This window comes from Pseudomonas sp. SWRI50 (assembly GCF_014269095.1).
Lineage (GTDB): Bacteria > Pseudomonadota > Gammaproteobacteria > Pseudomonadales > Pseudomonadaceae > Aquipseudomonas > Aquipseudomonas kermanshahensis.
This window is the reverse complement of sequence record NZ_JABWRW010000012.1, coordinates 97888-117549: the sequence shown is the minus strand read 5'-3', so window position 1 is coordinate 117549 and position 19662 is coordinate 97888. Positions and strand designations below refer to the sequence as shown.

General features: G+C 58.2%; 18 protein-coding genes. 14 read left to right on the top strand and 4 right to left on the bottom strand.

Going from position 1 to position 19662, the window contains the following annotated elements:
* Nucleotides 1–49: 49 nt before the first annotated feature.
* Entirely contained in the window at nt 50–361 is a 312-nt protein-coding gene (locus tag HU750_RS14860; RefSeq protein WP_027592789.1) for a DUF6124 family protein, read from the top strand.
* A 434-nt stretch (nt 362–795) separates the two neighbouring features.
* Nucleotides 796–1311, top strand: coding sequence for a DUF4880 domain-containing protein (locus HU750_RS14855; protein WP_186680843.1), 516 nt, complete (start codon nt 796–798; stop codon nt 1309–1311).
* A gap of 38 nt (nt 1312–1349) precedes the next feature.
* Here the strand turns inward: HU750_RS14855 and HU750_RS14850 are convergent, their stop codons facing one another.
* From HU750_RS14850 to vasI, 4 genes are all read right to left on the bottom strand, one after another.
* The gene (locus HU750_RS14850) at nt 1350–1532 is read right to left on the bottom strand and encodes a hypothetical protein (protein ID WP_186680842.1); all 183 of its coding nucleotides are present in this window, start codon (nt 1530–1532) and stop codon (nt 1350–1352) included.
* 63 nt (nt 1533–1595) lie between these two features.
* Nucleotides 1596–5219 carry a type VI secretion system membrane subunit TssM gene (tssM, locus tag HU750_RS14845; protein ID WP_186680840.1) on the bottom strand — a complete coding sequence of 1208 codons (3624 nt, stop codon included), beginning with the start codon at nt 5217–5219 and terminating at the stop codon, nt 1596–1598.
* Nucleotides 5220–5227: 8 nt separating this feature from the next.
* On the bottom strand, nt 5228–6682 hold the full coding sequence (gene tssA / locus HU750_RS14840; RefSeq protein WP_186680838.1) for a type VI secretion system protein TssA: 1455 nt from the start codon (nt 6680–6682) through the stop codon (nt 5228–5230).
* The gene (gene vasI / locus HU750_RS14835) at nt 6670–7317 is read right to left on the bottom strand and encodes a type VI secretion system-associated protein VasI (RefSeq protein ID WP_186680836.1); all 648 of its coding nucleotides are present in this window, start codon (nt 7315–7317) and stop codon (nt 6670–6672) included. Before vasI ends, tssA begins: the two co-directional genes overlap by 13 nt.
* Nucleotides 7318–7670: 353 nt before the next feature.
* On the opposite strand from vasI, the gene tssB reads away from it, so the two are divergent.
* From tssB to HU750_RS14775, 12 genes are all read left to right on the top strand, one after another.
* The gene (tssB, locus tag HU750_RS14830; protein ID WP_186680833.1) at nt 7671–8174 is read left to right on the top strand and encodes a type VI secretion system contractile sheath small subunit; all 504 of its coding nucleotides are present in this window, start codon (nt 7671–7673) and stop codon (nt 8172–8174) included.
* 17 nt (nt 8175–8191) lie between these two features.
* The gene (gene tssC / locus HU750_RS14825; RefSeq protein ID WP_186680830.1) at nt 8192–9682 is read left to right on the top strand and encodes a type VI secretion system contractile sheath large subunit; all 1491 of its coding nucleotides are present in this window, start codon (nt 8192–8194) and stop codon (nt 9680–9682) included.
* Nucleotides 9679–10089, top strand: a complete 411-nt coding sequence (gene tssE / locus HU750_RS14820) for a type VI secretion system baseplate subunit TssE (protein WP_099454781.1) — start codon at nt 9679–9681, stop codon at nt 10087–10089. The genes tssC and tssE overlap by 4 nt, the downstream gene beginning before the upstream one ends.
* A 3-nt stretch (nt 10090–10092) precedes the next feature.
* Nucleotides 10093–11859 (top strand): type VI secretion system baseplate subunit TssF, encoded by a 1767-nt coding sequence (tssF, locus tag HU750_RS14815; protein ID WP_186680827.1) that lies wholly within the window; start codon nt 10093–10095, stop codon nt 11857–11859.
* Nucleotides 11823–12839: a type VI secretion system baseplate subunit TssG gene (gene tssG / locus HU750_RS14810; RefSeq protein WP_186680825.1), complete on the top strand. Its 1017-nt coding sequence runs from the start codon at nt 11823–11825 to the stop codon at nt 12837–12839. Before tssF ends, tssG begins: the two co-directional genes overlap by 37 nt.
* Nucleotides 12836–13393 (top strand): FHA domain-containing protein, encoded by a 558-nt coding sequence (locus tag HU750_RS14805; RefSeq protein ID WP_186680823.1) that lies wholly within the window; start codon nt 12836–12838, stop codon nt 13391–13393. Before tssG ends, HU750_RS14805 begins: the two co-directional genes overlap by 4 nt.
* Nucleotides 13390–14184 carry a type VI secretion system lipoprotein TssJ gene (gene tssJ / locus HU750_RS14800; RefSeq protein ID WP_186680821.1) on the top strand — a complete coding sequence of 265 codons (795 nt, stop codon included), beginning with the start codon at nt 13390–13392 and terminating at the stop codon, nt 14182–14184. Before HU750_RS14805 ends, tssJ begins: the two co-directional genes overlap by 4 nt.
* A 52-nt stretch (nt 14185–14236) precedes the next feature.
* The gene (gene tssK, locus HU750_RS14795; RefSeq protein WP_186680819.1) at nt 14237–15586 is read left to right on the top strand and encodes a type VI secretion system baseplate subunit TssK; all 1350 of its coding nucleotides are present in this window, start codon (nt 14237–14239) and stop codon (nt 15584–15586) included.
* Between the two features lie 52 nt (nt 15587–15638).
* On the top strand, nt 15639–16445 hold the full coding sequence (gene icmH, locus HU750_RS14790) for a type IVB secretion system protein IcmH/DotU (RefSeq protein ID WP_238348912.1): 807 nt from the start codon (nt 15639–15641) through the stop codon (nt 16443–16445).
* Between the two features lie 132 nt (nt 16446–16577).
* The gene (locus HU750_RS14785; RefSeq protein ID WP_186680817.1) at nt 16578–17093 is read left to right on the top strand and encodes an Hcp family type VI secretion system effector; all 516 of its coding nucleotides are present in this window, start codon (nt 16578–16580) and stop codon (nt 17091–17093) included.
* A 72-nt stretch (nt 17094–17165) separates the two neighbouring features.
* Nucleotides 17166–19172 carry a type VI secretion system Vgr family protein gene (locus tag HU750_RS14780; protein WP_186680815.1) on the top strand — a complete coding sequence of 669 codons (2007 nt, stop codon included), beginning with the start codon at nt 17166–17168 and terminating at the stop codon, nt 19170–19172.
* A 24-nt stretch (nt 19173–19196) separates the two neighbouring features.
* Nucleotides 19197–19628 carry a DcrB-related protein gene (locus HU750_RS14775; RefSeq protein ID WP_186680813.1) on the top strand — a complete coding sequence of 144 codons (432 nt, stop codon included), beginning with the start codon at nt 19197–19199 and terminating at the stop codon, nt 19626–19628.
* Nucleotides 19629–19662: the final 34 nt, after the last annotated feature.

The window sequence follows — 19662 nt, the reverse complement described above, 5'->3', positions numbered from 1 at the left end:
ATTAGTATCGACCTGAACCTTTTCCCTATTGGCATTTGCAGGTATCAGGATGAAACCACCGAAAAACGAAGAAACAGATCTCGACAGCGAAGCGGCCCGCCGCGCCCTCGACTACTACCTCAACCCCAACCCGCCACGCCCCACCATCGAGAACAAAATCTGGACCCTGCACGAAGGCGTAACCGGTGACCAAGCCCAGGAGCACGCCATTGCCCTGCTCCGCTGCGCCGCCGCCACCGCACAAGAAACCGCCGTGCACCAGCACGGCACGCAGCGCGAACTGACCTTCGCCTTGATGCACATGATGGACATGGCACGCGCACTGCTGGAGCACAAACGCACCGTGCAGACGGGTCTGTAGGTAAAAAGGAAGGGAGAGACGTGATGGCCGTGTAACGGCAATGGCCCCGATTGCCGGGACAAGGAAGCGCATCGGTAAAACTTTTTTACCGAATTAGCGAAATATCATTTGACTGGCAAATGATAACGATTATTATTGCACTCAGCTGATCGCGAGATCTGCTGGATAACCTGGAGCTTAGGTCGCTCTCAGATTATCTCCTCATCAGGCTAATCACGGTTTTTGACCCGGCTTTTTGCCGGGTCTTTTTTTTGGCTCTTCAGGCTAATGAAGATCGTGAATGGCCGGCATGATAGCAAAAGTGTGTCAGACCGTGAACGCTCATTACAAAACTTTGCGGAATCAGCACTTGAGAATCAATCTCGTTTCCACTACGCTGATTACGCATCAAGGAAGATGCCCCCATCCCTCCCCCTTTGAGCAAGGAGCTGTCCATGACCCGTCTGCTGCTGCCCCTTGAGCACGAATCCCCTACTACAGAGCACGATGCCGACAATGAACTGTTGCACGGCTTGAAACGGCTGCCTCGGCGTGTTCAGCAAGTGTTCCTGCTCAACCGCCTCGACCAACTGGACTTTGCCAGCATTGCTGCCCGGCTCGATTTGCCCTTGGCGAGCATCGAGCGGCATATGGACCAGGCACTGCAAGCAGGCCGCTCCCGCCGCGATGTGTTGGCGAGTGTTGCCGGGCAATGGTATGTGCGGTTACAGAGCCCCCAGGTGACGGCCTGCGAGCGAATCGACTTTCGCCGTTGGCTGGATGCGGACCAGGCTAACTTGCAGGCGTTTCACGATACAGAGCTGCGCTGGCGCAGCCTGCTGGCCCCAGCACGGCAGCTGGGCCATGACGGTTGGTACCGGCAAGGCCGGGCGGCACTGTCGCTGGGTGGGTGTTCGATTGCGGTTGGGCTGGGTGTGGCGGCGTTGGTGCTGTTTGGCTTTTGGGCCTGATGACGCTAAGACATTCGCATACATTGGCTCGTGCTGACTCAGGCTACGAAGTGCAGCACCACCGCGCCCAGTAAAACGAGACAGACGCCTGCAATCTTCAGGCCCAGCAGTTGCCCGAGGAATACCGAGCGCTGGACACCAAATAGCCTTGCGTTCAGGCCGACCAGAAAGTCTGTAGCGCCCCAGCACAGGGCCGCTACGACACCCATCAATATATCCAAGATCAATTCCTTTTTAGTTCTTATTGTCGAATTGCCTCTCGCTCCGTAAAGCGTGGGCTAGCACTACAGGACCGGAGGTACTTCGGCCACTCCCCCCCTTGACGCTGACTGCTCAAGCAAACCTCGCGGTAACGTGAAACCTTTGAAGGGCTGCTGGGTAATGGGGTTGAATGCTTTTTCGGCGTTCAGGCGATAACGCATAACGCCGTCTCCCGTTCTAAAGCTCAAGTCCACACTGGTGGCTGTACGGCCATTTAGCGAACCTCGGCTGAGCAGGCGGAACATCGACCAAGGGCCGCGATACTCCAAACTACTGCTATTGCCGTTCTGCCGGAGCAAGGTGAGGTTGCTGCGCACTTGCTGCCCCAATGTATTGGGCCAGACGACGCCAACAATCTGGGTGGGCCCATGCGTGTAGGAAATCAGCTGGCCATCCAGATCCAGCAAGCTGGTGCGCTGGTTCGCACTCAGTCCCAAGGGTTCGATACTGAACTGCACGCTCAGGTTGCCGCGCTGATCGAAGAAGGTTTCGCGAATGCGATCCGCCAGTTCCAACTGCTCGATCACATCGCTGCGGATTAAGGACTGCCCCTGCCGACTGGCCTGCAAGGCTTCGAGATTGTCCTTGAGGAAGACTTTGAGGTATTGGTCATGAAACTGCTGCAGGCGCCCTTTCGGCCCGAAGAACGCCTCAAAGTCATCCAAAGAAGCATCGGGCGCTCGCACCACGAAGGGGTAACGCCCTGCCAAGCGCTGCTGGAAAAAGCTGTATACCTCGGCATCCCAACGTCGTTCCAGCTCACGGAGCGCTTCGACGTTCAGCACTCGCGCTGTCTGGTCCGCAACTTTCTTGACCTGTAGATTGATCGGTTCCGGCAAACCGGTAGCGACCCGCTGCAGCGTGCCAATCGGGTCGTGCCCGGTCATGGAGAAACGTTGAAGCACGGCGTGCAACGCCGCCTTGCCGCGCTCCGGGCTGTCCTGCACGGCCTTGGCGTAATCATGAACAGCGGCAATGGCAGCGACCGTTTCATCGTAGTAGCTCGGCTTTTCTCCCGTTGCCTGCAGCATGGCATTCAGGCCAGCGAACGCACGCTGGATGGCCACGGCTTGTAGCTGCTCGGGCTTGCTGTTGGTAGGCCGCAGGCCAGTTGTCTCGTCGGGCACCTCGATAGCCACCGAAGAAGACAGCGAAGTATTGTCTTTCACTGTTTCCAGCAATCTGTGCAGCGGCGCCGCAGGACCGGTCAGTTGCTCCAGAATGTCGACACCATGGTCTAGATCACTGAAGTCAGCGACTGAAAAGGCATTCAAGGCACGTCGCCAGCTGTCGATGTAATCCGCGCTGTAGAGGTTACGTACGCGCTCGCTCAATGCCTTGCGGTCGGCGTCTGAATAGTCGAGTTGAGCGCGCTCACCCAATGCCCACTGATCGATCATCGCCATCTCGGCGAAGCGCTGGCTACGGGGCTCAAAATAGTCCCTATACCCTTTGGCCGTCAGCATGGGAGCAAGCCGGACGCCATCATCTCCCAGCTTCGACCCGGAAGAAGATGTGTAAACGATATCGAAGGCTGGCCCTACCTGGTGACGCAAGTCCAAGCCGGCGTGCAACTGTTCTTGGGCCTGCTGCTTGAGGCTTGCGTACACGCGCTGTGGCATAGGCACTTTACGTAATATCTGCTGCACTTCGCTGACGCGCTGCTTGTATTGCGGCAGGTCGGTATCGGCATAGGCCAAGGCGTACTTCAGATGCTGCATGAGGTCGCGCTGCAATTGTCCCTGCCCTGGGAAGGCCTGTTGCCACTGCTGGGCCATCCAGTCTTCGACCCACTCGGGTCGGCGACTCTGGCGGTCCTCGATCATGCGGTAAACCCTAAGCGAAGCCATCTGCTGTTCACTGCCGGGCGGTGCCGCATTCATGGCTTCAATCACGCCGCTGGCCAACGCCGGCAAGAAACGCCTGGAGAGCAGGCTCAAGTAAGCTTCGTCGACCCGAGGCCCGATGGCGCGCCCTTGATACAGGCCGAAATCAGCCACACCCGGCCAGGCGGCGCGATAGTCACCGAATACCGATACTGCATCACGGATTTGATCCAGTGGTTGCAGCAGGTTACGCCCTGTCGGGTCCAGGCGCTGGTCCACTTCGTGGTTGCTGAATTCTCGACTTTTTGCAAGCACGCTGGCTGCTTTGGCACCATTGACATCGAAGTAGCGCTGCCAACTGGCAATGGCAATACACAAAGCAAGCACACCTACACCAGAGCCCACCCAGAGCAATCGCCGCTTGCTACGCGCCACTCTGACGTTATCCCCAGCAAGCCCGGCTTCCTGGTAGATGACACGACCGAAAGCCTGTTGGATGAAGTAGACTAACGCTTTGCCGTGCGGCTTGCCTTCGCGCAGTGGGGGCTTGGTTTTGAATGGCTGCGCCGCCTCACGCACGAATGCATTGAGCATGTCGCCTTGCTGCTCGACCGACGACCAATACACCCCACGCACCAGGGTAGGCGTGGTGAAACGATCACTTGCCAAGGTCTCACGCAAGAAGCCCAGTAAAATCGGGCGCAATCCCACCAACTGGGCATGCAGCGAAAACAAGCGCGATCGATGCGGTGCGCTGCCCAGCCCATCAATCTGGTCCACGACCTGCTCGAACAACAGCCTGATCAAGCGATCATAGAAGTGGCTGTACTCCTCCAACCAAGCGTCGTAAGAGTCGACTGCATCCAGCTTGAACGTAAAGCCCAGCAGGTTCTCTCGCTTAGCCGCTGAGAGCTTGCTGTAAAGCGCGTCAAAGCCATCGAGCAGATCGAACTTGGATAACACCACATACAAGGGCAGGCGCGAACCCAGCTGACTGCTGACTTCATACAGCCGTGTACGCAATACATGAGCCAGTGCGACACGTTGCTCAGGCGTACCCTGCAACAGCGCAGGCAGATCAATAACCAGCAACAGGCCATTGAGTGCCCGCTGGCTGCGATTGCGCAGCAACCAACTCAGCAGGTGGTGCCACAACCTGGCCGAGGTTCCGGGAGGTATGGAAGGTTCAGACTCATTGGCGTTCCCGGGCACCGTGCCAGCCGAAGACGCTTGGCTGATGAAAGCACCGGGCGGGTCGATGATTACCGCGTCATTACTGACCCACCAGCCGACCGGGTATGCGAGAGGTTGCGCTTGTCGGCCACGTGCCTGGGCCTTGTCGATGCGGGTCAAGGAAAAACTTTGGTCAGTGCGATCAATGAAGCTGGTTTTGCCAGCCTGTTCGTCACCCAGCACCAGATACCATGGCAATCGGTACAACGCCCTTCGCCCACCCGCGTTGTCGAGGTAACGCGAAAGCGCCTGGTTCAACGCCTTCTCTTGTGTGCGAACCAACGGCAATACACGATCCAGTTCGGCGGCCACTGCATCCTTGTGCTCCGCTTGCAGGCGCTGAAAGCGCGTGCGCAACACAATAAGCCAGCACAGCAATGGCATCAGTACGAGCACCAGACTGGCCACACTGCGGTGCGCCACGCTGGCGAGGGGTTGGTGCTCTCGCCACGTCCATTGCGGGCCGAGCCACCAAATGGCGATCAGCATCAGTACAGCACCGAGCCCAAGCAACAGCGGCATCGCCAAGCCGATGCGCGAAATCAACGGTATGCCCCATCGTTTGAGTTGTTTCCATAGTGGGTTCATGAGGGCTCCTAAACCTTGTTCTGATCAGCTAACGCTGGAGAGGTGGCGTACTGCAGGAGCCGCTGGAATACCTCAGGCTCCCAGGCATCGGCGGTCGTTCGCTGCATCGTCTGGGCAACACCGGCGCACAGGTCCTGGGCTAACCAGGACACGCCGCGTGCGGCCAACAAGTCGGCGGCAATTATTGTGGTGTGGCAGCGCTCACGCGGCGTACGGAGCTCCGCTTGCAGGCTTTGCAAGCGGAGGAGGACTGGCTCTACACCTGCCGTGTCCAGCTGACTCACCAGTTCTTCGCGCAGGCTGCTGAACTCAGCGGTGCATGCTCCATGGTCGCCCTGCCCTTGCGCCCCCTTGAGCCAGGCCAGGCAGGCGTCATCGACGAACACTGTGCCGTCGCTGAAGCACAACTGCTGCAGTGCTGGCATGCGCTGCACAAAACGCGCAGTCGCGCAGCGAATAGCCTCCGCGACCTCGCCCATCGCCAGCCGCGTGGCGACGGTTGCGGCTAAAAAACTGCCTCGAATCCAGTAAGGGCAGGCTGCGACACTTTTTTCGATACGCTGGAGTAACGCGGGGTCAATTGCCGTTCCGGCGATGGCATCGTCATAGCTTCCGGAAATATCCACCGGCACCGCCATCAACTCCGTGCGGTTACCTTGCCTCGCTTGAGGCGCCGCTTGAATGTGCGCCCACAAGCCAAAGCGACGTAGTTGGTAGCCGGTAGGGTCATAGGGATCCTGTTGGTTGATGAACTCGGCCATGCTCAACACGGCTCGCCGTGTCTCGCGCTCATTGCCAATGGATACACGGGGGATGGGTGCCGCCATGACATCGGCCAAAGGTACAGGCTTGATGTTTGCGGCAGGCGCCTGGGGCGCTGCGTCTTCGCTGACACCCGCGCCAAGTTCTGCATGCTTGCGCAGAAGGCGCTCAAGTTCATGGATGACGGCCGTGTCCAGTTGCGCAACGGCCTGCTGCTGTTGCAAGCGTGTTAAAGCATGCTGTGCTGCAGTTGCATGAGTCGGGGTATAGGTGAAGCGGTCAAGGCGCGGCAACGCATCAGTCAAGCGATTGAGGACCAGGCCAACCAGCTTACGCTTGCCAAGGAAACCCTTGGGCCCTGGCTTGGGATGTGAAGATTCCCAATAGGATTCGACCATGCCGGCTAACAACGCCAGGGTGAACCCCCAACGCTCCCAGCAGCCGCTGCGCAGCCACGCGACACTCAAGTGCGCGACGATCCGCAGGTGCTTGCACTGCTGGCCCAAATACTGCCGGGACGCCTCTTCGATGTAGGTCCAGTCGATTGAAGACGCCTGCAAACCACCCAGTTTGACCATCTCCTGGTCAATGGCCTGGTAGGTTTCATCCTCGATGTCGAACAGCCCGGCCGGAACCGCTGGCTCAATCGGCATGAGCAGCCGAGTGACTTCATCCCCTGATACCCGCACTACCACCGGCATGTGCTCCGCGCCTGACGGATCAGCGGGTCTAGACCTTGGGCATCGAACGTCAGCCCATCGACCTCGCTGTGGTTGCTCGTCACTTCTATTCGATGGGCCCCAATCAACTTTTTGATCTGCTCGATGGCAGGGAGGCCTCGTCCCGCATCGAGCACTTGCCCGTTTTCCATCACCTTCCAGGGGGTCTCATTCGTAGAACCGCCGTCCCCTCTCAGACGCACCGTGACCCAGCCCGTATTGATGTGTTTATGGGTGATCAACTGGAGCCGGGAGATGTTTTGGATGCAGCTGATGACCAGGTAAGAACGTTGGTCACCTGATGCAATAGCGGGTGCGGAAATGACCAGTTCAGTAACGTCACTGCCCTCGCTTCGTTCCCCGCTGCGAAACGTCAGGTCATCCGCCCTGCGTGCGGCCTCGTTGGCCATCACGCGCAACACACTGGGCGCCTCGTGCTCAGGGGCGGACCATGGCTTTTGGGTTGTATGCGCGGGTGTTCCAGCCGCCTGATCGAAACACGCCAGACGCTCGATGTTAGACACGATCCCAGGACAGTTCTGGGCATGACTGGCCAACGCTGGCTGCAAACAAAACAGTAGCCAAACACCAGCGCCATATGCGCTGCGAATAATCATTAAATACTCACTCTTTGCCAAACAACACGAACACCCATATGCGTCAATGAGTAAATTTTCCTACAACACTACTCCATTAACTCCTCGCCACCCCACATCACCAAGAAGTGCTCCGCCACGAGCCTAGTACACACAATCAATTGCACACAAATAAATATTTACTTACATTTTTCAACTCGACCAAAAGTCCTTGTCACATGCATGGTTTTTATAGCGAAGGGAAACTAACCACCTCAATCAGCGACATGTAGGAAATTTCCCAAAACTCATAAAGAAGAATAACCACCACGTTTAAAATTCAATAAAAAACCTACCACGCAACACCAAAATCCACACCATGGAGTTATGGATTGATGTCTAAGAACATTGGCTCCGTTGCGCCAAAAGAGCGCATCAACATCAAGTACGTCCCTGCCACCGGCGATGAGCAGGCCGAAATAGAGCTGCCACACAAGATGTTGGTACTGGGAGATTTCGGTTTGGAGGACAGCCGCGCACTGGAAGACCGCCCGGTCATGCGCATCGATAAACACAGTTTCAACAACGTGTTGCATGACGCTGATGTGAGCTTGGCCATGTCCGTGCCTTCCATGCTCAGCGCAACTCCAGACGCCGAGCTCGCTGTAAACCTGCAGTTCAAGTCCATCAACGATTTCGGGCCAGACCAGATCGCCCAGCAGGTACCGGAGCTGAACAAGCTTCTGGAGCTGCGTGAAGCGCTGGTCGCCCTTAAAGGCCCACTCGGCAACGTGCCGACATTTCGCAAGCAGCTGCAACACCTGTTGAACAACGAGCAGGCCCGCAAGCAGCTCGCCGAAGAACTGGACCTGGTGCTTGAGGCGCCAAAAGAAGATTGAGACCACGGAGCGTCCCCATGCCAAAGCAGAACAGCACCCCTGTCGCCGTCGACACAACTACCGAGACATTGAGCAATGCCACGCTGCTGGATCAGATCATGGCGGAAACCAAACTGGTGCCGGCTCAAGAGGGCTATCAAGTCGCCAGGCAAGGTGTATCAGCCTTTATTGCCGAGATCCTCAAGAGTAATGATCCAGATCAACTCATCAACAAGCACCGTGTCGATCAAATGATTGCGGAACTGGATCGGGTGCTCGGCAAGCAGATGGATGCCATTCTGCACCAACCTGAGTTCCAGCAACTTGAGTCGGCCTGGCGCAGCCTCAAACTTCTCGTCGATCGAACGGACTTCCGCGAGAACATCAAGCTTGAAGTGTTGCATGTCAGCAAGGAAGAATTGCTCGATGATTTCGAGAACGCCGCCGACATCACCTGCAGCGGACTGTACAAACATGTTTATACCGCAGGTTATGGACAGTTCGGGGGGGAGCCGGTTGCTGCCATGGTTGGCAACTATAGCTTCGGGCCTTCTTCACCCGATATCAAGCTCTTGAGTTACATGGCCTCTGTCGGTGCCATGTCCCACGCGCCCTTCCTGGCTGCACCGGCCCCTGAATTCTTCAACCTGAGCACCTTCGAAGACTTGCCCAACCTCAAGGAGATCAAGGACATCTTTGCCGGCCCCCGCCATGCCAAATGGCGAGCTTTCCGTGAAAGCGAAGATGCTCGCCACACCGCCCTGACCGGACCACGCTTCATGCTTCGCTCCGCTTACCATCATCAAGACCAGCCGTGCAGAAGCTTCAACTACGACGAGAACATCAACGGTCGGCATGATAACTACCTGTGGGGCAACTCTGCCTTCCTGTTGGCCAGTTGCATCAACGAAAGCTTTGCCCGCTACCGCTGGTGCCCGAACATCATCGGCCCACAATCGGGGGGAGCCGTCGAAGACCTGCCGGTTCATCTGTACGAATCGCTGGGCCAACTGCAGGCCAAGATCCCTACCGAAGTGCTGATCTCAGACCGCAAGGAGTTCGAGTTGGCTGAAGAGGGCTTCATCACCCTGACCATGCGCAAGGACAGCGACAACGCGGCGTTCTTCTCCGCCAATTCGGTGCAGAAACCTAAGAACTTCCCCAAGACCCCCGAAGGCTTGCAGGCTCAGACCAACTACAAGCTCGGCACCCAGTTGCCCTATCTGTTCATCGTCAATCGCCTGGCTCACTACATCAAAGTGCTACAGCGCGAACAGATCGGCAGCTGGAAGGAACGGCGCGACCTTGAATCCGAGCTCAACAAATGGATCAAGCAATACGTCGCCGACCAGGAAAACCCCTCGGCCGATGTTCGCAGTCGTCGCCCGCTGCGTGCTGCCAGGGTTGAAGTCTCCGACGTTCCCGGCGATCCGGGCTGGTACCAAGTCTCGCTCTCCGTTCGCCCGCATTTCAAATACATGGGCGCGAACTTTGAGATCTCACTGGTTGGGCGGCTCGACACGCAATGACCGGTTTCTTTGATCGCTTGATGGCGGATCAGTCCATCTGCCGGCAAACATCCCGGCAGGAGAGTACTTCGCAAAAATTCGCCGCCATCAAACGCCACCTCGAAACCCTGCTCAACGCTCGTCAGGGGTGCTCCCAGAGCAGCCCTGAACTGGGCCTGCGCGACTTCAACGGGCATGACGTAAGCAGCGGCGACTTGCTCGCACAGGTGAGTGCGGATATCCGCCGCACCCTCCAGCGCTTTGAGCCACGCATCAAGGTACGTGCACTTAAGGCAGTGCCCGATTGTCACGCTCCGCTCGAGCTGCATTTCAGGCTGGACTGCCATGTGCAGGTCAACAACCAGACGGAACAGTTGCAATTGGAGTTGTTGGTCAACGGGCACAACCGACACACCCGAGTAAGGTGAACCATGTCATTGAAGGACCGATTCAGCGAAGAGCTTCGCTACTTGCGTGAGCTGGGAAATGACTTCGCCAAGGATAATCCACAGCTTGCCCGGTTTCTTGGAAGCAGTGGTAGCGACCCCGATGTCGAGCGGCTGATGGAAGCCTTTGCCTTCCTGACGGCCAAGCTGCGGCTCAAGCTGGAAGATGACCTGCCGGAACTGACGCACCCCATGCTGCAGTTACTGTGGCCGAACTACCTGCGGCCGCTGCCAAGCGCAACGATTATCCAGTTCACGCCACGCAAGCAGTCGCTGAGTCAATCGCAGAGTATCCCAAAGGGCTCGCGTCTCTTTTCCAAGCTTGTAGACGGTATCGCCTGCGAGTACCGCACTTGCACGGAAGTGAAGGTGCACCCTTTTGCGATATGCAGTGTGGGCTCCACACAGACACTGGACAACTCGATTGTACGCATCGACCTCGAAACGCTGGTCGAACGCCCACTGAATACCCTGGGCTGTACACGACTGGACTTTCACCTGGGTGGGGACGATCTCGCTGCACGCACGTTGTACCTGTGGCTCTCGCAATACCTCAAGCATGTCAGCGTGACCATCAATGATGAGGTTCGCCGACTACCCGCCAGCTGTATCGCTTTTCCCGGATTTAGCCCTCAAGAGGCCTTGCTGCCCTATCCGCAGAATGTCTTCGATGGCTATCGGATCCTGCAGGAATACTTCGTCTTCCCTCAACGGTTCCATTTCTTCAGCATCACCGATCTGCAAAAACTATGGCCGGCACAACACAGCCCGCAGGTAATCATCGAATTCCAGTTCTCACGTCCGTTGCCGGAAACGCTGCGTCTTGGAAAGAACGACTTCAACCTGTTCTGTACCCCCGCGGTCAACTTGTTCAAGCACAGTGCCGAGCCCATTGACCTGTCCTGTAATGCCGCCCACGTGCAGCTGAAACCTAAAGGCGCAGAACAATACGCTTACGAGATTTTCAGTGTCGATCAGGTCATCAGCACCCGAACGACGTCCGATGGCAGTACCCCTGAACACTTACGGACTTTTCGTCCTTTCGACTCATTTGCACATGAAATCGAACATGTTCAAGGGCGCACGGCCCTGTACTACCGCTACCAGCTCGAAGACTCCCTGCGTGGCGATGGCGTCACCCACAGCATCGCTTTCGTCCGCGCCGATGCCAGCCACTACATCGGCGAGCTGGAAACGGCGTCCATTGACCTGACCTGCACCAACAGAGATTTGCCACAGGCGCTGGGTGTCGATGACATCAACGTTGTAACCGAGTTTACGCCGCCGTTGGCGACCTACTCCAACATCCGTCCCCCCACCCGTGCCTATCGGCCGGTGCTGGACGGCGAATTGCAGTGGGCCTTGATCTCAAACATGTCGCTCAACTACCTGTCGCTGCTCTCGGCCGACCCGCTAAAAGAGATCATCCGCGCCTACGACTTCGCGGCCCTGCACGACATCCAGCAAACACGCACCACCCGCAAGCGCCTCGACGGCATCCGCGAGATCCACACAGAACCCATGGATTGGCTGATCAAAGGGCAACCCATTCGCGGCCTGCGCAGCCGCCTAAAGCTGGACCAGGCCGCCTTTCTTTGCGAGGGCGACTTGTACCTCTTCAGCTGTGTGCTGGCGCACTTCTTTGCCCTGTACGCCAGCATCAATTCCTTCCATCAACTGGAAGTGATCAATATCACCAACAACGAGCACTACACATGGCCAATCCAGACCGGCAAACAACCGCTGATCTAGCCGACAAGCTGCTCGCCGACGCGCACCGCTACAACTACTTCCAGTTGCTGGAGCGCTTGCATGGCTTGCACGGAGATGACCTGGAGCCCCGTTGGCCAAACGAGGCCACCCGGTTGCGCGTGCGGCTGGCCTGCGACCCGCGGCTGACCTTTCCGGTCTCGGATGTCTACAAAGCCGAGCGTATGCCCGATGAGGAGCAACGCTACCGTGTCTGCACCACCTTCATGGGCTTGCACGGCACAGATTCGCCTTTACCCACCTATTACCTGGAACAGGTGGCCTATGAGCATGCGCAGGGTATCGGCGTGCGTCCGGCCTTTTTCGACTTCTTCAACCACTACTTGTTGAGCCTGTTGCATCGCGGTTGGCGCAAGTACCGCTACTACATCCGTTTTCAGCCAGGCGCCAAAGATGGATTCTCACAGTACGTCTTTGCCCTGCTCGGGCTGAATGACAAGCAGCTGCGAGGTGACACGGCACTGCCCTGGAGCCGGCTGCTCAGCTTTGCTGGGGTAATCGCCAGTCGCAGCCGCGCGCCCGGTACCGTCGCGGGCATCATTGGCCATTGCTTCGACCTGAAGCATGTGCAAATCCGCGAGTTCGAAACCCGCTCGGTCCCCACCACGACCAGGCAACTGGTCAGCCTTGGCTGCAGCAATGGCGAGCTGGGCAGCTCCTTCATGGTCGGCAGCCGCACACGCACCCGCAGCAGTAAGTTCACCATCGTGATCAGCGAGCTCGATAAGGAACAGTTACGTGACCTGTTGCCCAGCGGCATCAATTTCAATCGCTTGCGTGCACTGATCGACTTTCTCTTGCGTGACGGCCTGGCATACGACCTGGAGCTGCGCCTGAAGCAGAACGCACTGTCCCCCTTCTGCCTGCACCGTAGCCAAGGCGCCTACCTGGGCTGGACCAGCTTTGTCGATGACCGCCACGGTCAGATCAGCCCTGTCGTGCGGTTCCGGGGGCGCTCATGAGCACATTGACCTTGAGCATCACCAACCTTGATCAGCTGCAGCACAACGTCACTGCCCGACATCAGTTCGATTGCACAGGCGGCACCCTCGGCAGCGCCGGGGCCACCTGGCTGATCAACGATCGTGAGCAGAGCATTGCACCGGTCCATTGCGAGATTCGCTGGATTGAGGGCAGCTTCTGCGTCATTGACCGTTGTCAGCGTACCTACCTGAACGACAGCCTAGACAGCGTGGGGGCGGGCACCGCCAGGCGTCTGCTTGAAGGTGACCAACTGCGCATTGGCGCCTATCGGCTGCAGGTTCAGTTTTCACAGGCCGATGCACGCTCACTGGAAGACCTGTTCAGTCCTGAACAGAGCACCCTTGATCACTGGCTACTGGATATTCCAGCCAACGCTTGGCAACCCACTTCAGGCGCCAAGCACGCCGTCGCTGACATCTGCTCAGCCTTCGCGCCAAGTATCGGCAACGATCCCCTGGCAGCACTGGACACCTCGACAGGGCGAGCGCAAGAGAGCCCGCTGGAACACCTGATTGCAGGAGAACGCCCATGAAGTGTCCGTCATTGGTGGCTGGTCTGCTGATTGCGCTTCTCGGACTTTCCGGTTGCACCTCCCTGAGCAAAATCGGCCAAGTGGTCATGGACCCCTCGGTACCCGTCGGCCCGCCCAAGGACCACCCCACCCAAGTCGCGTTCAGCATCAATGCCAGCCCAACACTCAATAGCAATCCGAACAGCCTTGAGCTGGCGTCCGAGTTGGAACCTGTCATCGAGCCCAGCCCCTATGCCGTTAGCCTGAGCGCAGGTGACCCCTACGTGCTGACGGAAAAAGTTGGAGCGCTGTTCGAGTACCTCCAGGAACACTTCCCAGCCATGTCGCCCGTCGATATGCCCGTTGACAATGGCGAGGATCCGGCGCGCTCCCCCCTGGAGGAAAGCTCCCCAGGTAGCTACGACGACCCGACCGTAGTGCTGACCTTACCGCGCACCACCACTGTGGCTGCCGAGCCCGTCGCTACACCCATGGCCATCAAGATCCTGCAACTGCGCGACGACTCGTTCCTGCGCAACAGTGTTTACGAGCTGTTGGACAAAGACCCTGCCAAGGCGCTGCGAAACACGTACATCCGCGATGACGATTACCTGCTACGGCCTGGCCAGTTCAAGTTCATCCCGTTTGCGCCCATCGAGCCCGAGACGCGCTTCGTGGCGGTGATCGCCGACTACCGGAACCAGGAAAACGCCACCTGGAGCCAAGTGCTACGCATTCCGCCCCGCGGCCACCAGATCATCCTGTCGGTGTTGCTCAACGACACGCAGGTACTGCTCAAGGAGGAAGACTGATGCCGCCTGTAGCCCTGCTCTTCTCGCTTACTCACGCAGACACGGAGCGCTCATGAGTTCACGTAACCCCGTCCTGTGGCCTGAAGGCCTGTTCGTCAAACCGCAGCATTTCCAACAAGCTGCCCGTGCCGCCGAAGCGGCCCTGCATCAACGTCTTGGCAGCCTGAACGCAGCCTTCTATGGCTTCAGCGAGCTGCAGTTGAACGACGAATACCTGAGCCTGGGCAAGATTGCCATCACCCGTGCACGGGGCATCATGCCGGACGGCACGGTGTTCGATATACCAGCAGACCTGCCGCCCCCTCCACCGCTGGAAATCGAAGACGACGGCGCCAAAGACAGCGAGATCTACCTGTGCTTACCGCTGCGTAACGAGGGTGGCCGCGAGGTGAGCTGGCCCGACAATGCCGCCAACTTCCGTTACAGCGCCCAGACCGAGGAGATCAAGGACACCCACAGCGCCGACGGCGATCTGGTTCAGGTAGACCTGGCAGTGCCGAACCTGCAGCTCAAACGCAAGGCCGACGACAGCAGCGCCTACACGCGGTTGGCCTTGGCACGCATCCTAGAACGGCGCCCCGATGGTAGCCTGCAGCTGGATGAAGGGTTCTATCCCACCAGCGTTTCGGTGCGCGCCGTACCAGCGCTGCAACGCTTCCTTGAAGAAATCACCAACTCCCTGCGCGAACGCGCACGTAACCTCGCCGCCCGCATTGGCGCCTCGGGGCAGTCCGGTATCGCCGACATTCGCGACTTCAATCTGCTTCAGGCCATGAACCGCTGGTGGCCGTGCTTCCAGCATCTGGCTCGCCAGGGGCAGACCCACCCCGAGCAGCTCTACCTGTGCATGAGCCAGGCGTGTGGCGAGTTCGTGACCTTTACCGACGAAAGCAGATTGCCGCAGGAACACCCGGCGTATCACCACACCGCGCTGCGCACCTCCTTCAAACCGCTGGAGGACACACTACGCCGGGCACTGAGCACGGTCCTGCAACCACGCGCCGTTTCGCTGCCGCTGGAGACGCTGGAGTACGGCGTCATGACAGCCGCGTTGGACGACCGCCGGTTGATCGATGAGGCCACCTTCATCCTGGCAGTGCGCGCCGATCTGCCACCCCAGGCGTTGCGCCAGATGTTCATTCAGAAGGCCAAGATCACCTCACTCGAAGCACTGGAGGACCTGGTGCCGCTGCAATTGCCCGGCATTCCCTTGAACGCCTTGCCGGTGGCACCTCGCGACCTGCCCTTCCACGCAGGCTTCAGCTATTTCGAGCTGGACCGGCGTGACCCGGCGTGGGCGTGCATGAAAACAGCCAATGGCTTTGGGATTCATGTTGCAGGGGACTTCCCTGGGCTGGAGCTGCAGTTCTGGGCGATCAGGAGTGAACAACGTGAAAGATGAAAACAGCCGCACTATTGATGCCGCGCAGATTGAAAGTGGACAACTTCACGCGATGCTTGAGGAGTCACTGTCCAACGGCTCACGCGCACCGGCTGCGGCTGATATCGCTGAACGAACGCCGAAGGCTGAGCCAGTCTACGAAGGATACCCGGCAGATCCAGACTTCCAGCTACGTGGCGGCTACGCCAACCTGATGCTGGATGCCGCAGCGCCGCTGTTCGGCCTGGTGATACGCCTGCGCACACTGGATGCGCTGCCCAACATCAAGGATGTGCACCAGCAGGTGCGCAACCAGATCGACAATATTCGCGAGGAAATACGCCAGCACGGCTACGAACCCGCTCAGTTGCTGGCGTACTCCTACGGTCTTTGCCTGTTCATCGATGAAGCTGTCATGGAAAGACCTTGGGGTAAGACCAGCTGCTGGAGCCATGAGCCCCTGCTCAGCATCTTCCACGACGAAACCTGGGGTGGAGAGAAGTTCTTCACCGTGCTCTCCCGCCTCATGCAGGAACCCACGCGTTACCAGGACGTATTGGAGTTCATGTACTTCGCGCTGTGTCTCGGTTTGAAGGGCAAGTACGCCATCGCGCCGAAAGGCGAAGAATCCCTCAATGCATTGATACATCAACTCCACGGGATTATTCGCGAGCTGCGCGGCCCCACACCGGAGACCGTCTGCGATCCGTACACCAACGTCGCCCCGCGCAACTTCCGCATGAATCGGCAATGGCCGTGGTGGAGCCCGCTGGCACTCTCCGCCCTCGCAATGGCGGTGGCCTACGGCATCTACAGCTACCGACTGCACCTGATTACCACAGAGGTGCTGGAGTCGCTAAACGGCATTTTGCAGCAGTAGCAAGCCGGCATACGGCGCAACTGATTTCAACGAATTAGCGAGGCGTTTGCTTCGTTGACAAGCCCATCGTTCCCGATGGCCACGCCACCCTGAGTGCGCGTGTTTATCCACATGGACGCAGGAGAGACTGCCATGCCAACACCCGCTTACATCAAGATCGAAGGCCAAACCCAAGGTAACATCACCGCGGGCGCCTTCACCTCCGACTCGGTGGGCAACGTGTTCGTCGAAGGCCATGAGGACGAGATCCTGGTGCAGGAAATCAAGCACCAAGTGACCGTGCCCACAGACCCGCAAAGCGGCCAGCCCGCCGGCCAGCGCGTACACAAGCCGTTCATCTTCACCAGCTCGCTGAATAAGGCGACACCACTTATGTACCAGGCGTTGGCCAGCGGTGAAATGCTGCCGACCGTGGAAGTCAACTGGTACCGCACATCGGTGGAAGGCAAGCAAGAGCACTTCTTTACCACCAAGCTGGTGGACGCCACCATCGTTGACATCAACACCGTGCTGCCTCATGCCCAAAACGCCAAGAACGCGAACTACACGCAACTGATCGAAGTGGCGATGTCGTATCGCAAAATTGCCTGGACCCATGTCACCGCAGGCACCGAAGGCTCCGACGACTGGCGCAAACCGACCGTCTGACCCGGCTGAACATCCCTGGCAGGCAAGCCCTGCCAGGGGTTTTCAAACTCTCAGTCGGCGGAAGGATTTCTCATGCCTAGCCAATCTGACTTGCGTTACAGCTTCCAACCCTTGGTTGGCAACGCTGAATTCGAAGTGGTGTCGTTCGAACTCCGAGAAGGGATCAGCACACCCTTCGAGCTGGAGCTGAAACTGATCAGCTTCGACAACGATGTCGACTTCGGCCACCTGCTCGACAAACCGGTGCTCTTCACCATCTGGGAAGGGAATCGCCCGGTACGTTACGTGCACGGCCTTGTCAGCCGTTTCAGCCAAGCTGAAAGCGGCTTCTACCGCACCTACTACCACGCGCTGGTCGAGCCCCAACTGGCCCGTGCCGATCTTCGCTCGAACTGGCGCATCTTCCAGCAAAAGACGGTCCCGCAGATTCTTGAGCTGATGCTCCAGCGCCAGGGCATCAACCAGTACGAACTGCGCGCCGGCATGGACCATCAGGTACGCGAATTCTGCGTTCAGGCCGGTGAGACGGACCTTGCGTTCATCGCCCGTCTTGCTGCCGAAGAAGGCTTTGTCTACCGCTTCGCGCACAGTGAAAAGCTGCACAAGCTGATCATCACCGATCGGCTGCAGTCCCTCGGCCTGATCAGCCATGGCGCCATCAAAACCGAGGATGAAGACGAGGGCTTCTTCGACGACCAGCCTGTAGACCCCAACACCGTCTTGTACCAAGCCAACAGCGGTGGCGATCAAGCCAAACCCTGCCTTCGTCGATTGCGCTACAGCGAGCAGGTGCGCACCGCTCGCCAGGTTCAGCGCGATTACACCTTTACCCACCCGGCCTACCGCCAGGAACACAGAGCCGCCGGGCCCTTCTTGGAGCATCAGTCCAAGGAGTACGAATACTTTGATTACCCAGGCCGCTACAAATGCGATGCCGTGGGCAAGCCGTTCACCGAAAACCGCATCACCGCGCTTCGCCATGATGTACGCACTGCCGAAGTCCAAGGTGACGATGTTCGCCTGCAACCGGGCCTGAGCTTCACCCTGACTGGGCACCCACGTGACGATCTCAATGTGCATTGGCGGGTGAACACCGTTACCCATAAAGGCAGCCAGTTCACCAGCCTGCAGGAAGAGGCCGCCAGCGCCGATGTCAGCACGCGCTACGAGCAGACAGCCGTGCTGGTTCCCGGTCGGACCGAATGGCGCCCTGCCCCATTGGAAAAGCCGCGAATCGACGGCCCGCACATGGCTACCGTGGTCGGCCCGAAGGGAGAAGAGATCCATTGCGATAAGTGGGGCCGGGTAAAGGTCAGCTTTCCGTGGGACCGCGAAAGCCAGAACAATGAGTTCAGCTCCTGCTGGGTACGCGTGTCACAAGGCTGGGCCGGTGGCAGCTGGGGCTCAATGGCCATCCCACGGATCGGCCAGGACGTGATCATCCAGTACGTCAACGGCGACCCCGATCAGCCGATGATCACCGGGCGCACTTACTGCGGCGATCAGTTACCGCCCTACGATCTGCCCGACCACAAGACCCGCATGACCATCAAGAGCCAGTCCCACAAAGGTGATGGCTATAACGAACTGCGCTTCGAAGACGAGCTGGGCAAAGAAGAAGTATTCATCCATGCCCAGAAGGACCAAAAAACGCAGGTCAACAACAATCAATCCCTCACTGTAAGTGTTGATCGTACTCAGAGCATCGGCCAGGACGAGGCAGTTGTCATCGGCCGCAATCGTCTGCGCGTCGTGAAAGCCAACGACACCTTGAAAGTCGGCGGCGGAAAAAACGACCTCATTGCCGGCGACTACGAGATCGAAGCAGGCAACTCCCTGCGCCTCAAGTGCGGCAAGACGCTGATCGAGATGCAGTCCAACGGCACGCTCAATATCACCTGCGAGACCTTCAACCTCACCGGGCAACAAACCGGACAGATCAACACGCCTGCAGCGAAGCTCGATCTTAACCCTACAGGTGGGACGGCGGGTGCCGCCGCAGATGGACGCGACAGTGGGGCTTTGAAGACTGAAGTAGATGGGCATTTCAAGCACCTGCTTGCACTTACCCGTACGTAATCAAATCCCGAAAGGACTCTTGCAATGACGGAATACCTGACTCACGACCTGATCCTCTATCTAGGCGAAGAAGTACCTGAAGACCTGACGCTCAACATGCTGCGTTTCCGTGCCCGAGACACCACGCTGGTAATGGCCCGCAGCCCTGTCGCCGATGACAAGACGTTAGACGAGGCTATCGAAGACCAGCTGCAAATGCTGCGTGAAAAGTCCAAGGCAATGACCATCACGCCCACAAAGATCGCGCGTTTGGGGGTGGATGACCAGCCAGTGGAAGCCCGCGAGATGGGCATTGAATTCATGGTGGGTAACAAGTCCCACTTCCAGCTCCAGGCGGCCTGTCTCATTCCAGGCCAGCACCGGCTGCTGGTACTGAACTACAGCAAGCCAAGCCCGTTGAACACCGACGACATCGAGCACTGGCGCGCAATCAAGCAGAAGCTCCGATTCAACTAAAGCCCACGCCGGCGAAAAACAACACCTACTCAAT

Bases quoted from the DNA above. Each gene is read 5' to 3' on its own strand.
- HU750_RS14860 (WP_027592789.1), top strand. From the start codon at position 50: ATGAAACCACCGAAAAACGAAGAAACAGATCTCGACAGCGAAGCGGCC.
- HU750_RS14855 (WP_186680843.1), top strand. From the start codon at position 796: ATGACCCGTCTGCTGCTGCCCCTTGAGCACGAATCCCCTACTACAGAG.
- tssM (WP_186680840.1), bottom strand. From the start codon at position 5,219: ATGAACCCACTATGGAAACAACTCAAACGATGGGGCATACCGTTGATT.
- tssA (WP_186680838.1), bottom strand. From the start codon at position 6,682: ATGCCGGTGGTAGTGCGGGTATCAGGGGATGAAGTCACTCGGCTGCTC.
- vasI (WP_186680836.1), bottom strand. From the start codon at position 7,317: ATGATTATTCGCAGCGCATATGGCGCTGGTGTTTGGCTACTGTTTTGT.
- tssB (WP_186680833.1), top strand. From the start codon at position 7,671: ATGTCTAAGAACATTGGCTCCGTTGCGCCAAAAGAGCGCATCAACATC.
- tssC (WP_186680830.1), top strand. From the start codon at position 8,192: ATGCCAAAGCAGAACAGCACCCCTGTCGCCGTCGACACAACTACCGAG.
- tssE (WP_099454781.1), top strand. From the start codon at position 9,679: ATGACCGGTTTCTTTGATCGCTTGATGGCGGATCAGTCCATCTGCCGG.
- tssF (WP_186680827.1), top strand. From the start codon at position 10,093: ATGTCATTGAAGGACCGATTCAGCGAAGAGCTTCGCTACTTGCGTGAG.
- tssG (WP_186680825.1), top strand. From the start codon at position 11,823: ATGGCCAATCCAGACCGGCAAACAACCGCTGATCTAGCCGACAAGCTG.
- HU750_RS14805 (WP_186680823.1), top strand. From the start codon at position 12,836: ATGAGCACATTGACCTTGAGCATCACCAACCTTGATCAGCTGCAGCAC.
- tssJ (WP_186680821.1), top strand. From the start codon at position 13,390: ATGAAGTGTCCGTCATTGGTGGCTGGTCTGCTGATTGCGCTTCTCGGA.
- tssK (WP_186680819.1), top strand. From the start codon at position 14,237: ATGAGTTCACGTAACCCCGTCCTGTGGCCTGAAGGCCTGTTCGTCAAA.
- icmH (WP_238348912.1), top strand. From the start codon at position 15,639: ATGCTTGAGGAGTCACTGTCCAACGGCTCACGCGCACCGGCTGCGGCT.
- HU750_RS14785 (WP_186680817.1), top strand. From the start codon at position 16,578: ATGCCAACACCCGCTTACATCAAGATCGAAGGCCAAACCCAAGGTAAC.
- HU750_RS14780 (WP_186680815.1), top strand. From the start codon at position 17,166: ATGCCTAGCCAATCTGACTTGCGTTACAGCTTCCAACCCTTGGTTGGC.
- HU750_RS14775 (WP_186680813.1), top strand. From the start codon at position 19,197: ATGACGGAATACCTGACTCACGACCTGATCCTCTATCTAGGCGAAGAA.